At 67.2% G+C, this 11,773-nt stretch carries 15 protein-coding genes; 8 read left to right on the top strand and 7 right to left on the bottom strand.

Annotation, left to right across the window (positions count from 1 at the left end):
* From AB0E63_RS45295 to AB0E63_RS45275, 5 genes are all read right to left on the bottom strand, one after another.
* Positions 1 to 385: hypothetical protein (locus AB0E63_RS45295; RefSeq protein WP_360380766.1), on the bottom strand; the 385-nt coding region annotated here is incomplete at its 3' end.
* 13 nt (positions 386 to 398) lie between these two features.
* Positions 399 to 1,085 (bottom strand): hypothetical protein, encoded by a 687-nt coding sequence (locus AB0E63_RS45290; RefSeq protein WP_360380763.1) that lies wholly within the window; start codon positions 1,083 to 1,085, stop codon positions 399 to 401.
* Entirely contained in the window at positions 1,082 to 3,403 is a 2,322-nt protein-coding gene (locus AB0E63_RS45285) for a MinD/ParA family protein (protein WP_360380760.1), read from the bottom strand. Before AB0E63_RS45285 ends, AB0E63_RS45290 begins: the two co-directional genes overlap by 4 nt.
* Before the next feature lie 63 nt (positions 3,404 to 3,466).
* Positions 3,467 to 3,664 carry a hypothetical protein gene (locus AB0E63_RS45280; protein WP_360380757.1) on the bottom strand — a complete coding sequence of 66 codons (198 nt, stop codon included), beginning with the start codon at positions 3,662 to 3,664 and terminating at the stop codon, positions 3,467 to 3,469.
* Positions 3,665 to 3,735: 71 nt separating this feature from the next.
* The gene (locus tag AB0E63_RS45275) at positions 3,736 to 3,927 is read right to left on the bottom strand and encodes a hypothetical protein (protein ID WP_328519545.1); all 192 of its coding nucleotides are present in this window, start codon (positions 3,925 to 3,927) and stop codon (positions 3,736 to 3,738) included.
* 225 nt (positions 3,928 to 4,152) lie between these two features.
* Here AB0E63_RS45275 and AB0E63_RS45270 point away from each other — a divergent pair, with 225 nt between their 5' ends.
* Complete coding sequence (locus tag AB0E63_RS45270) at positions 4,153 to 4,380, top strand: hypothetical protein (RefSeq protein ID WP_360380754.1); 228 nt, start codon at positions 4,153 to 4,155, stop codon at positions 4,378 to 4,380.
* Between the two features lie 150 nt (positions 4,381 to 4,530).
* The gene (locus AB0E63_RS45265; RefSeq protein WP_360380752.1) at positions 4,531 to 5,310 is read left to right on the top strand and encodes a BTAD domain-containing putative transcriptional regulator; all 780 of its coding nucleotides are present in this window, start codon (positions 4,531 to 4,533) and stop codon (positions 5,308 to 5,310) included.
* 94 nt (positions 5,311 to 5,404) lie between these two features.
* Here AB0E63_RS45265 and AB0E63_RS45260 read toward each other — a convergent pair whose 3' ends face one another.
* Positions 5,405 to 6,229: an aldo/keto reductase gene (locus AB0E63_RS45260; protein WP_360380750.1), complete on the bottom strand. Its 825-nt coding sequence runs from the start codon at positions 6,227 to 6,229 to the stop codon at positions 5,405 to 5,407.
* 200 nt (positions 6,230 to 6,429) lie between these two features.
* Between AB0E63_RS45260 and AB0E63_RS45255 the strand changes: the two genes are divergently transcribed.
* Together AB0E63_RS45255 and AB0E63_RS45250 are read left to right on the top strand one after the other, a co-directional pair.
* On the top strand, positions 6,430 to 7,059 hold the full coding sequence (locus AB0E63_RS45255; RefSeq protein WP_360380747.1) for a hypothetical protein: 630 nt from the start codon (positions 6,430 to 6,432) through the stop codon (positions 7,057 to 7,059).
* A gap of 246 nt (positions 7,060 to 7,305) precedes the next feature.
* Positions 7,306 to 8,229: a hypothetical protein gene (locus tag AB0E63_RS45250; RefSeq protein ID WP_360380744.1), complete on the top strand. Its 924-nt coding sequence runs from the start codon at positions 7,306 to 7,308 to the stop codon at positions 8,227 to 8,229.
* A 59-nt stretch (positions 8,230 to 8,288) separates the two neighbouring features.
* On the opposite strand, the gene AB0E63_RS45245 is transcribed toward AB0E63_RS45250, so the two are convergent.
* Positions 8,289 to 8,582, bottom strand: a complete 294-nt coding sequence (locus tag AB0E63_RS45245) for a hypothetical protein (RefSeq protein WP_360380742.1) — start codon at positions 8,580 to 8,582, stop codon at positions 8,289 to 8,291.
* Between the two features lie 141 nt (positions 8,583 to 8,723).
* Here AB0E63_RS45245 and AB0E63_RS45240 point away from each other — a divergent pair, with 141 nt between their 5' ends.
* The 4 genes from AB0E63_RS45240 to AB0E63_RS45225 all read left to right on the top strand — a co-directional run bounded on the left by AB0E63_RS45240 (position 8,724) and on the right by AB0E63_RS45225 (position 11,024).
* On the top strand, positions 8,724 to 9,077 hold the full coding sequence (locus AB0E63_RS45240; RefSeq protein WP_360380740.1) for a helix-turn-helix transcriptional regulator: 354 nt from the start codon (positions 8,724 to 8,726) through the stop codon (positions 9,075 to 9,077).
* A 52-nt stretch (positions 9,078 to 9,129) separates the two neighbouring features.
* Positions 9,130 to 9,333 carry a KTSC domain-containing protein gene (locus AB0E63_RS45235; protein ID WP_360380737.1) on the top strand — a complete coding sequence of 68 codons (204 nt, stop codon included), beginning with the start codon at positions 9,130 to 9,132 and terminating at the stop codon, positions 9,331 to 9,333.
* A gap of 72 nt (positions 9,334 to 9,405) precedes the next feature.
* The gene (locus AB0E63_RS45230; RefSeq protein ID WP_360380735.1) at positions 9,406 to 9,633 is read left to right on the top strand and encodes a hypothetical protein; all 228 of its coding nucleotides are present in this window, start codon (positions 9,406 to 9,408) and stop codon (positions 9,631 to 9,633) included.
* 122 nt (positions 9,634 to 9,755) lie between these two features.
* The gene (locus AB0E63_RS45225) at positions 9,756 to 11,024 is read left to right on the top strand and encodes a serine hydrolase domain-containing protein (protein WP_360380733.1); all 1,269 of its coding nucleotides are present in this window, start codon (positions 9,756 to 9,758) and stop codon (positions 11,022 to 11,024) included.
* Positions 11,025 to 11,773: the final 749 nt, after the last annotated feature.

Raw genomic sequence — 11,773 nt, 5'->3', positions numbered from 1 at the left:
TACTTGCGTAGCTGATCGCGACGACGCTCGAGCTGCTGCTGATCCGGCCGCTGTCCACCTTCTTGCCCTTGACAACGAGTACGACGGTGAGGCCGTCCGCACCCTTGGTCTTGCGCAGGTTGACGGTGTAGGCGCCGTTCGAGGCTTTGACCTGGAAGCTGGCGGATCCGCAGCCCTTCTTGGTCGTTGCGCCGATCCGACCCGCCCAGCAGGTCTTCTTGGACGCGGTGATCCGCACGGTGGCACCTGTCTGCGTGGTGCTCGTGGTCGTCGTCGTTTTCCCCTTGCCGCCGGCGCTGGGTGTGGTCTTGGGCGGTTCGCAACCGGTCACCACCAGCGAGAACAGCAGTGCGATCGCGAGGGTCGCCCATCGGCGGACAGACATCGGGGACCTCCCGTTATCCGGTCTTGACGGTGAACTGTGGCTTCACGCTGCTCGGCTTCAGTTCCTTTCGAACCAGCGCATCGATACCCGCCAGCTCGGTCTTGTCCTTGGTCGCCGCGAGTCGAGCCGCCTTGGTCCGGGTCGACAGCTGGGCCTGCAGTTCACTCGCCAGCGCCTCGAGCTGCTGCCGGCCCTTGTTCGAGAACGCGCGGTGCTTGCTGGTGACAACCACGAACTGCACCGCGATCGCCGCGGTCGTGCAGCCTGAACAAGAGGCGTTGACCGCGAGTGCGCGGTTCCGAGTGATGAGCGTCGTACCGGGCCGGACCACGACGACCTGCACGGACACACTGGTCGCCTTGCAGTTGCTGCAACTCGACCACGCGTTCGCGAGGTTATCCGCCGTACCCTTCTTTGCCTTGCTCACATAGATGACCTGTACTGCGACGGCGGTGCCTGTGCACGAGTCGCAGGTGGCCGTGGCGCTCGCCACGGCGTCAGCCTGAGCGCGCTTGCCGCGGGCGCGTTCGAACATGGCGGTCCGGTCGGTGTCGGTACTACCTGGCGTTCCCGGGTTGGCGGACGCGACCAGGTCGAAGTCCCGGCCGCTTCGGAACGTAAGCATGCTCGCGGTTCCTGTCGCGCCCGTGACGAGAGACGCGATCACCAGGATTGCTTCGAGCCGCCGGCGTATGGTCATGACACTCCTTTGACTGGCAGGGACGGGTCAGCCACCGAGACAGGACTCCAGCGGTTCGCGGTGAAGCCACCGGCGACCAGTTCGGCGAGTTCCAGGTAGGCGTCGCGAGTGCCCGAGCGCAGGTCGTCGAGGTCGACGGCGGCACCGCTGTCCAGCGCCGGGTCCCACGGGATGCGGACCGTACCGGCGCAGCGACTGGAGAAGTGGTTCTCGATCTCGTCGAGCTGGACCCAGCGCGGCCTGCCTCTGGTCGTGTTGATGACCGCGACCGCGGATGACACCAGGTCCGCGTGCCCGTGCTGGTCCAGCCAGTCCAGCGTCCCGGCAGCGACCCGGGCACCGTCGAGCGCCGGCGGCATCACCACGACGATCTGATCGGCCTCCCGCAGGATGCCCTGGATGGCGTTGTCGAGGATGCCCGTGCCGGTGTCGACGAGGATCAGGTTGTAGTGCTGGGTGAGCAGGTCGAGCACTGTGCGGTAGTCCCGATCGCCCAGCGCCTGGCTGATCGTCGGATCGTCGTCGGACGCGATGACCTCGAGCCGGCTCGGTGCCTGCGAGGTGTAGGCGCGCAGGTCGGCGTACTTCGAAATGAGGTCGCGCTCACCCAGCAGGTTGGTCACGGTGGCGGGGGACTCGCGCCGTACCCGATAGATGAGCGAGCCTGCGTCAGGGTTGGCATCGAGTGCGACAACGCGGTCTCCGCGATGCATGGCGAGCGTGTGGCCGAGCATCAGAGTCGTCGTCGTCTTGCCGGCGCCGCCCTTGCGGCTCAAGGTGACCACCCGCCGGGGACCGCTCAACGTCGTACGGACGCGGGCGATCCGCTCCTGCTCGCGTTGCTCGGCCAGACTGGGGCCGACGTTGATCCTGCCGCTCGAGACGTAGTACAGCCCGTGACGCCAACCGTGCCGCGACGGCGGTACCCGCCGACGGAGCATCTTGTCCTCGGTGAACTCAGCCGCGCTCGGAGGCTCGTCCGCGGCACCCTTGACGACATCCATCGATTCCTCCTCGGCCGGCGACGATGCGGTCTGCCGGGCTCGAACCGCCCGTACGACGTGGAGCACAGATCTGGCTAGGACGACGCTGAGGCCGACGATGGGCACGGTGATCGCCAGCAGCGAAAGCAGCATGAGTATCGCGGCGCCGACCTCGCCCACAGCGATGAGCTCACGTGCACCGGCCCACAACTCACCCGAGCGATCCCAGAAGCCTGCGACGTAGCGAGGGGCGTTCCAGGTCAGAATTCCCAGGCCGATGAGCAACGCGGGCACGGTGACGAGCACCCATCCCGTGACGACCACCCGAGTGCGGAGGCGAAGCTGCCCCACGCCGGGATCGCTGCGGCGACCTGGCAGGAGGCTCCGCAGAATGGGCCGTACGTGTCCGAAGAGGTTCGGCACGCCTGCCAAGTCGCCGAGAATGTAGTACCCGTCGAACCGCACCACTGGCAGCAGTTGCTGGATGATCTCCAAGTGGGACAGGGCGATCACCGCCAGCAGGGGTGCCCATCCGGTCCACAGGTACGTTGCGGCCGCGGCCACGATGAAGACCGCGTTGAAGTACACGCCGCCCAGATCGGTCCGCAGCCGGCCGGCGCGGTTGAGCCGGTACGCGCTGGTCACGTTCGTGTAGAAGGCGGGGATCCACAGATAGATCCCAGCGCCGATCGGGCCCGGCTTGGCGCCGCCGTAGCTGCAGCCGGCCGCGTGGCCGAACTCATGAAAGAGTGTTGCTGCCAGCAACAGGACCAGGACGGCCAGCACACCGATGGGATCGACCAGGGCGCCGAACACGGCCGTGGCGGGCCGGGTGCTCACCACCCACACGTCGAACGCGATCACGCTCGCCAGAACCGCGAGAATGATTGGGCGATGGAACAGCGGCGCGAAGGTACGTGCGATCACGCGAACCGCGCTGGCCGGCAGCAGCACGCCCCGGACACTCAACGCCAACAGCGGGTCGGCTTTTCGTTGCCCTACCCGCGCGCCGTTCCAGAGTGCGACCAGTCCGGACGGCCCGAGTTTCTCGTGGATGAGGCGGACCAGGTCATCGGGATCGAGCCGGTGACCGTACGCGCGGCTCACCCGATCGGCCAGCAGATCGGTCGACGTGCGCCCATCGGCGTTTTCGACAATCAGGTAGAGCAACCGGGTCAGCAGCACCATCTGCCGGTCGGACCGCTCGACCAGGTACCGCTCGTCCCGGAATCCCGAGCCCTCGTACCGCCCGAGCAGGCGCACGCCGGCCACCCGGCTCGGCCTCGGGCCGCCGCGCACCGGGACTACGCGCGAGTCGGCTTCTGCCGCCGTCACGATGCGGGCTTCCAGGCAATGCGGGGGGCACAGGCCCCCCGCCAGTCCCGTGCGCCGGCAGAACTAGCGCTGGAACGCAGCCACATGCTGCAGTGCGGCGGCAGCCGCGGTCGAGCCGATCGTCCCCGCGTTGACCGCGATCGCCAGGTTGACGGCGGTGATGTTGGTGATGTTGATCAGCGCCAGCGCCTCGCGTGTGGGCAGCAGCTCGGCCGACTGGCCGGCGACCTCCGTCTGGGAGATCCTGCCGAGATCCGTCATCGAAACCCCCTCAGTTCTGCGGCGTGCGGACGGCGCCATCGCTCATCACCGCCCGCACGCCCGATTCGCCCCTAGTGCTGCTTGATCACGATCGTCTGTACGGCCGCGGCCTTGGCCACGGACCAGTACGACGCCGCGTTCAGCGCGACCGCCGTGTTGGATGCGTAGACGTTCGCCCAGTTGTAGGAACCCAGCGCCTCCCGCTCCGGCAGCACCTGGATCTCCTCCAGGTCGAGTTCGACCGCCGTCAGTTTCTCGTTCATGAGTCACCCCCTCCGCCCTGTTCGGTGCTCACTGCCAGTGGAGTCCCGGTCGCATGCTCACTGCGTTATCACAGCGTTGTCCCGGCGTTGTCACAGCGTTGTCAGGACCCGGGTGGTCGACGTAACGGCGTACATCGGGGATCGTTGCTTCATCGTGGGTCTTCCGGTTGTCCGTTTCTGCGGGCGTGAGGAAGCGGATCCGTCCGTCCGCGGGGGAGTGGAAACATGACTGATCAGGCGCAGTCCGGGTCGGTTCCGGATGCTGCGGCCTTGGTCATCCGGGTCTGGCGGGAGACGGCCGGCTCGGGCGGCATCCGGGCGCGCATCACCCAGCGGCCCGATCTCGGCGCCGAAGCCGAGACGACCTCAGTGGTGACGTCGCCGGAGGCCGTCTACCGCGAGGTCCGGGCGTGGCTCGAGGAGTTCACCGGCCGAACCGCGGGTCAGGCTTGACATCCGGCGCTTCCTGCCCCACCGTGCAATGAGGTGCGTGGCGGTTGGTGGTTCGGCCGTCACACACAGCGGGGATATCTGCGAGCAACACAGCCGGGGGGCAGGCTCGCCCTGACGCGTGCCGTCGCCTCCATGAGGGGAGGCCGTGCGGTGCGGGCATTCTCGCGGTGTGATCTTCGACTTCAACTGCTCGGTGACTGGCTCCTAACAGCCGCCGACGGCCGGGCCGCGTCAGAAGCACAGATCGAACTGCCGGGCGGTCCGCAGCGCCTGGTTGCGCTCCTGGCCCTCAACGGCCGCTGCGCCCGGACTCACGCGGCGGCGATGCTGTGGGCGGACTGCACCGACGAGGTCGCGGCCGCGCGCCTTCGTGCGATCTTGTGGCGGCTGCGACACCGGCATGTCGGCGTACCGCCGCTACTCGACATCGGCGACGCGTGGCTCGCTCTGGCTGACGAGGTCGTTGTGGATGTCGACCGGTTCTTGGACGGAGCGGAGTTGCTGATCCGTGATGACCCGGACGTCGGGACCGCGGAAGCCGACGACGCCGCTATCGCCGTACTGCACTCCTCCGAACTGCTTCCCGGCTGGTACGACGACTGGGTGCTGGCCGCACGCGAGCGTCTGCAGTACTTACGCCTAGGCGCCCTCGACGCGCTCGCGACTCGGCGCCGGCGGCAACGACGCACCCATGAGGCCCTCCAGGCGGCGCGGGCCGCGATCAGCATCGAACCGCTCCACGAGAGCGCGCATCGCGCGATCGTCGAGACCCACCTGGACAGCGGCGACCTCGTCGAGGCCGTCCAGCATTACCGGAAGTTCCAGACCATGATCGACCGCGAACTGGGCCTCCCACCCAGCGACCTCTTCCGGGAGATGGTCAGCCCCTACCTGACCGTCGCCTCCCGCAAGACAGTCCGGGCCCGCTGAAACCCTTGTTGGCGGCTCGGTTCCGTCAGTTCGCCGCGCCGTTGGGTCATACGCTCGACCTGTCAGTGGCCGGACCTGTCAGTCGCTCGACCTGTCAGTGGCCGGCGCGGTCGGAGTCGGCGGCGGGTTTGGCGGTGCCGTCGAGAGCTGACAGCGCGGACAAGTCGGCGTCGGTCAGGTCGAAGTCGAAGACTGCCAGGTTCTCCTCGAGGCGTCCGGGGTCGGCCGACTTCGGGATCGGCACCACACCTTGCTGCGTCTCCCACCGCAGGACGATCTGGCCCGGCGTCCGTCCGTGTGCCTTGGCGATGTCCTGCAGCGTCGGATGGCTCAGCAATTCGGTCCCCTTTCCGAGCGGACTCCACGCCTCGGTCACGATCCCGTGTTCCGCATGGAACTCCCGCTCGGCCGCCTTCGCCCACACCGGACTCAGCTGAACCTGGTTCACCTCCGGCGCCGCACCGGTCTCGTCGATCAACCGCTGCAGATGCGTCGGCTTGAAGTTCGACGTACCGATCGCCCGCACCAGCCCCGCTTCCCGCAGTGCGAGCAGCCCGCGCCACGCATCGACGTACCGGTCCTGCGCCGGATTCGGCCAGTGGATCAGCAGCAGATCGATGTACTCGACGCCGAGCTTCTCCGCGCTCGCCTCGAATGCGACCCGCGGACCCTCGAGGCTGTGCCACCGCGCGTTGAACTTCGACGTCACGAACACCTCGTCCCGAGGCAGACCTCGCAGGGCTCGCCCGACGCCGACCTCGTTCCGGTAGTTCTCGGCCGTGTCGACCAGCCGATACCCGAGCTCGAGCGCCACACTCACCGCCCGCTCGGCATCCGCGTCGTTCATCGGGGACGTCCCCAACCCGACCCGCGGCATCACTGCACCGTGACTCAGAGTGATCGTCGGGACCTGGCTCATCCGTCTCCTCCTTCGGCAGGCGCTGCCCGGCCACCGTACGTCGATCACGGTCCGCGCCCGCCGCCAGGGCGGCCCGATCCCGGCGTACGACGTACGGTCCGGGCCGGCGATCTCAGCTTTGGTGGACAGGGGCGCGAACTGTCGGATCCGTGGTTCATCATGGTTCCCCGGGGCTCGAAACACGTGGGAGGGATGGGCGAATGAAGAATCGGCTGATCACTCTGGTGGATCTCGGTCTGGACAACTCCTTCGACGCGTCGATGACCTTCGTCCAGGGCATCACCGGGAACATCAACGCCGGCTGGGACCAGCCCGTGATCGACGTGAACTTCGTCCGCACCCGCGACCACGAGACCGCCTTCTCGGCCCTCACCACCCCTTCGACGGTCCTGCACGTGATGGCACACGGTGACCACAGCGAGGAGCCCTCCTTCCTGTCGACCGACGGCAAGACCCAGGTCTCGCTGCGCTCGCTGGCCGAATGGTTCCTGGATCGGCAGTGGGGAATCGCCAGCGGTGTCGTCATCGCCGACGGCTGCAAGACCGGTATCGGGAAGTGGCAACGCGCCATCCGCGACTGCCTCCAGGACGACATCACCTACATCGGCACCAGCACCGTCATCGGCTGGTACGAGGCGACCGTCTTCTGCTCCGCGTTCTACGGCGCTCTGGTCCGCAACCGCGGCCTCGGCCGCACCCCCGCCGAGCAAGGCTGGGACGCCGCCAACCGAGCCATTCGCGCGTACGAAACCCTCACTGACGCCCGCTGCCCCTACAAACCCGTCCTCCTCACCCCGTCCCGCCGAGCCCTCCGCTCCCTCACCGGGTGACCCATCCCGCGGTCGGCGCCCGGCCGCATGGAGTGCGACCGGCCGGGTGCCGTCCGCGGGCTGAGAGCCGACACGCGTGTGGCGGCTACTTTGGGTTAGGCATGTGAGACTTTTCGTGGGCTCGCCGCGTGGCGCAGTCTGTGGTCCGGGTTGCCGGTGACCTGGATGGAGTCCGGACGGGGAGGCCGTCCGGTTCGCATTGGCCGATCTGCTGCTGTCCGCTCGACGTGGTGAAGGAATGCCGCCATGAAGCTTCACCGGAACTCCCTCCTGACGGCTGCCGCGATTGTCCTGGTCCTGTACGTCGTGTCGCTCATCGTCGGCTTGCCGGAATGGGCCGCGGTCGTGCTGACGGTGGTGTTGCTCGTGCTGCTGGCCGTGGTCTGGAAGCAGCCCGACGAACCCCGTCCCGTCGTGACCAAGCCGGCACCGGCGTCATCCGTCGTACTGCCGGATCGGGAGCCTGTGTTCTCCGGGCCGCCGACGCGAACGGTCTCCGACGTACGGCTGCCGTCTGCTTCGCCGGACTTCCAGTTCAGCTTCTCGGCGGTGGTGCAGTGGTCGACGGTCTTGTCCGGCTCGCGGCACGCTGACCTCGGCGCGGTCGCTGTCGATGCCTTGATCGAGCGCGCTCGAGGACTGACCGCGAGGCAGCAGGTCACTGAGGAGTCGCTCAACCAGCACCGCCTGGCCGCCCTCCTCGGCGAACCCGCGCTCGACGAGAAGGGGCAGGTGCGCAGCTGGGCCACCGAAGTGCGACTCCGGCTGCCGGACGCGGACCAGAAGCACCTTCAGCACCTCGCCGCCCTGCACCACCGGGAGCAGACGACTCTGCTCGAACGCCGGATGGAGCAGGACAAACGCGCTTACTTGAAGGACGACGTCTTCGCCACGCCTGGGTCGGCCGCGGTCTGGTGGCTTGTCAATCACCCCGGCGAGGTCGAGACCGCGCTCGGCCTGCTCGACACCCTCTCGGAACTGTCCGCCGCCGCCAACGATCTCCCGGTACGACGCTCGTCCGCGGAAGCGATCGAAGGCCCCAAGTCGACTCGCGCTGAGCTCGCCTTCAGTGCCGCGGTCGACGAGCTCGCCGAGGCAGACACGACACAGGCTAAGTCGGAGACCAAGAACGCTCGCGGCGGATACCGAGAGCAGTTCTTTTCGGAGTAGGCCGGTGGTGCAGGCCGGCTGCAGGGTGGGCCCGCCCCACCGAGTTCGGGTGCGCATGGTCACTCGTCCAGCCATCGGATGGTGGTCCCGCCGTTGTGCCCGTGGATGCTGAGGAGAGCGTCGACACCATCGGGCCAGACTGTGGTCGTCGGATATCGCCCGCCCCAGTGCAGGGCGATCGTCCCGTCGGACCACTCGACTCCCTCCGCGACGACGCCCGTACCGCTGATGCCGGAGACGTCGACATGACGGACCAGCTGGAAGCAGCGTGGCCCGGACTTGTTCGCGACTTTCAGGTGACGCCGTCGCGGGGTCCGCGGCAGCGTCGCGGTTCGACCGCTGATCTCGTCCATGGGCAGCAGTCAACCCGTGGTTCGTCGGCCTCACCAGGAACTCAACCGGTATCCACAGGGCAGAAATTCTGCCCACCGACGGTCACCGATCGCCATATTCTCATTGCAGGGAGTAGCCGACAGACGCAAGGAGCGACAGCGATGACAGTCATCGACGAATGGACCGGCCGGCACGCACACGCCTTGCGTACGGCGCTGCGGTTGACCAACGAGGCGTTCGCGGACCGCCTCGGCGTCTCGCCACGCACGGTCACCAAGTGGCGCGAGCGTCCGGAGATGGTGCCCAGCCCGCATCTTCAGGACGCCCTCGACACCTCACTCAGTCAGGCGCCGCCCGACGCCCGGGTCCGGTTCGCAGCCAACCTGGGCCTCGATCAAGCCCGATTACCCGTCGACCATGCGGTCCTCAGCCAGCTCAACGCGGCGCTCGGCGACCTGGCCCGTGCCCTCGCGCGCCTGGAGTCCGATGGCCCGGAGCGATCACCGGCGCACTGATCGCCGGGTGCACACTGGGCGGCGCAGCACGACGTACCGAGAGGAGCTGCGGATGAGGCGACGCCCGGTGAAGTCGTCGAGCGTGCGATCGGTCGGCTGGTCCGACGGAACGCTGGAGCTCGAGTACGTCAACGGCTACATCTACCAGTACGACGAGGTCCCGCAGCCGACCTATGCGGCCCTGCTCGCCGCACCGAGCATCGGCGCCTACATCAACAAGCACATCAAGCCGTACTACGAGTTTCGCGAGGTGTGAGTTTCTGCCGGGACTACGGCGGGCACCGGCTGGGACGGTCCACACGGGGGTGCGCCCAACCAGGAGGTGGAGATGCGCACTCGTAGAGCCTCTACGACTCGTTCCCGCGCCATCACGATCGTTGTCGTCATCTGGCTGCTCATCGGCCTAGCGGCCGCTACGCAGCGGAACTACTTCGCGGGATCCGACGCGACGTGCGCCAAGGTGGGCACGACGCTGGTCACGATCGTCGCCGGCCCACTCAACTACATCGGTGCCAATCCGAAGATCGACTGCAACGCGCCTGAGCCGTCGAGGTAATCGCCCTCGCGGCGAACCATGTCCGCCGTACTGTCCCTCCTGAGGCTCCGGGCCACCGAGCCGAGGGAGGGACATGGACGTGCTACGCAAGGGGGTCGAGGCGGATCTCGAGAGGTTCACCCGTGCCCGGCGCGAGCTGGGCGGTGATCGAGAACGGTGAGATCAACCAGATCGGGTCGGCTGGGGTGGTGGAGTCAGGCGGCTCTGCGGCCGTCACTCCGGACACGTTGTTCCAGGCAGCGTCGATCAGCAAGCCGGTCGCCGTACTGGCGATGTTGAGGCTGGTCGATCGCGGGGTGCTCGACCTCGATGAGGACGTGAATCGGAAGCTGATGTCATGGCAGGTCCCGCCGACAGGCTCCTGGCAACCGCTGGTGACGTTGCGCCAGTTGGCCAGCCACAGCGCTGGGCTGACGGTGCATGGGTTCCCTGGCTATCGCGCCGATGCTGCGGTGCCGACAACGGTGCAGATCCTTGACGGCGTGCGACCGACCAACACCTTCGGCGTCCGTGTCGACCTCGTCCCCGGGACGCAGTTCAGGTACGCCGGCGGCGGAACGATCGTCATGCAGCAGCTACTCGAGGACGTGACAGGCAGGCCGTTCCGCGAGTTGGTCCGTGAGCTCGTGCTGGAACCGTTCGGCATGTCTGACAGCGACTACGCGCAGCCGCTGCCACCAGAACTCCACGCGAGAGCTGCGGCCGCGCATGACGAACTCGGTTGCCCGCTCGACGGCAAGTGGCACGTCTATCCGGAGCTGGCCGCTGCAGGGCTGTGGACAACGCCGACGGACCTCGCCAAGTTGGCCATCGGTGTCCAGCGGACGTACGCAGGAACCGCCGACGCACTTCTGTCGCCCGAGCTAGCCCGGGAGATGCTGAGGTCTCAGATCGCCGCAAGCCAGCGGATCGGTGGGCTGGGTCATCTGGGACTTGGATTCTTCCTCGACGATAGTGGGCAACGCTTCGGGCACAGTGGCGGCAACGCGGGGTTCCGCTGTCACCTGCTGGCGTATCGAGACGCGGGACAAGGCGCCGTCGTGATGACCAACGGCGACAACGGCGTGTGGGTGGTAACGCGGGCGTTCGCCGCGATCGCGTCGGCGTACGGCTGGGAGGGGTACCCCCAGGACGTCGAGCTCCCTGACCTGCCGACTGACGACGTGTTGGCTGAGCTGGTCGGCGCGTACCGCTTGGACGGCAGGATGGCGTTCACGGTCGAGCGGCGGGGGAGCGGCCTGGAAGTGACGTTCGACGGTCAGCCGCCGCTGCGGTTCATGGCGCGGTCGGCGACGCGGTTCGCGGTGGGCACTGGCACCGAGCTCAAGGTGCGCGAGGGGGGACTCGTCTTCCACCAGGACGGTGCGGAGCTCGCCTGCACCCGGGAATAGGTGCCGGGGTCGCTGGGTTACACGTGATGCCGCTCGGTTCAAGACCCCGGGCCTCAACCTAAGCCGCTACGAGCGGCCACTCGCCGAGAGGCGTCTGCTGGGCGGTGCAGGACGTGACAAGTGGGAGCCAGTCGACTGGCTCCCACTTCGTCAATCGACGTACGACGCTCAGTGCCGGGTTCCGGTACGACGCAGTGCACGGCATCTCGTGTGGGGCGGGACCGCGCGGGCCACGGATGGCTCGTGAAAACCGCTTGAGTGGTGCGGGATGATGGAAGTGTCGCTCGCGGAGACGCGAGTGAGTGCTGTGACCAGAGGGACGATCACTGCTTCGCGTCGGCGCCGGCTCACCGGTTCCGGAGGTGGTCTGCAGGGAGCCCGGACAGGGTCCGGAACCCCGATTTGCATCTTCACCGCGAATGTCAGTAATGTCCTTCTTGTTGGAGCGAGGCGCGGGACGCGAAAGCGGCCGGCAGCTCCGACAAACTCCCTGAAGGACAAGGTAGCCGAAACACGCCTCGGCGGGTTTTCGGTCACTGAGTCGCGCAGGGGGACTGGGACGAAAGAGGCCGATTTGACCGGCCCCGGACGAAACAGTAAAGTTGGGCGAGTTGCCCCGGAGCTTCAAACGAAAGTCTGAAGCGCGGTGTGCGTCCGATTCTTGAGAACTCAACAGCGTGCCGAAAGTCAATGCCGAAATTTAGCATTAACCCCGTACATGGGCTTCGGATGATGTTCTGCCAGGGCCT

The sequence above is a fragment of the Kribbella sp. NPDC026596 genome, from assembly GCF_040638415.1.
Lineage (GTDB): Bacteria > Actinomycetota > Actinomycetes > Propionibacteriales > Kribbellaceae > Kribbella.
Note: the sequence above shows the minus strand (reverse complement) of the source record. Positions and strands in the feature narration are given on the sequence as shown.

Coding starts and splice junctions, on each gene's coding strand:
- AB0E63_RS45260 (WP_360380750.1), bottom strand. CDS start 6,229: ATGAGCCAGGTCCCGACGATCACTCTGAGTCACGGTGCAGTGATGCCG.
- AB0E63_RS45275 (WP_328519545.1), bottom strand. CDS start 3,927: ATGAACGAGAAACTGACGGCGGTCGAACTCGACCTGGAGGAGATCCAG.
- AB0E63_RS45245 (WP_360380742.1), bottom strand. CDS start 8,582: ATGGACGAGATCAGCGGTCGAACCGCGACGCTGCCGCGGACCCCGCGA.
- AB0E63_RS45250 (WP_360380744.1), top strand. CDS start 7,306: ATGAAGCTTCACCGGAACTCCCTCCTGACGGCTGCCGCGATTGTCCTG.
- AB0E63_RS45255 (WP_360380747.1), top strand. CDS start 6,430: ATGAAGAATCGGCTGATCACTCTGGTGGATCTCGGTCTGGACAACTCC.
- AB0E63_RS45230 (WP_360380735.1), top strand. CDS start 9,406: ATGCGCACTCGTAGAGCCTCTACGACTCGTTCCCGCGCCATCACGATC.
- AB0E63_RS45240 (WP_360380740.1), top strand. CDS start 8,724: ATGACAGTCATCGACGAATGGACCGGCCGGCACGCACACGCCTTGCGT.
- AB0E63_RS45280 (WP_360380757.1), bottom strand. CDS start 3,664: ATGACGGATCTCGGCAGGATCTCCCAGACGGAGGTCGCCGGCCAGTCG.
- AB0E63_RS45235 (WP_360380737.1), top strand. CDS start 9,130: ATGAGGCGACGCCCGGTGAAGTCGTCGAGCGTGCGATCGGTCGGCTGG.
- AB0E63_RS45270 (WP_360380754.1), top strand. CDS start 4,153: ATGACTGATCAGGCGCAGTCCGGGTCGGTTCCGGATGCTGCGGCCTTG.
- AB0E63_RS45290 (WP_360380763.1), bottom strand. CDS start 1,085: ATGACCATACGCCGGCGGCTCGAAGCAATCCTGGTGATCGCGTCTCTC.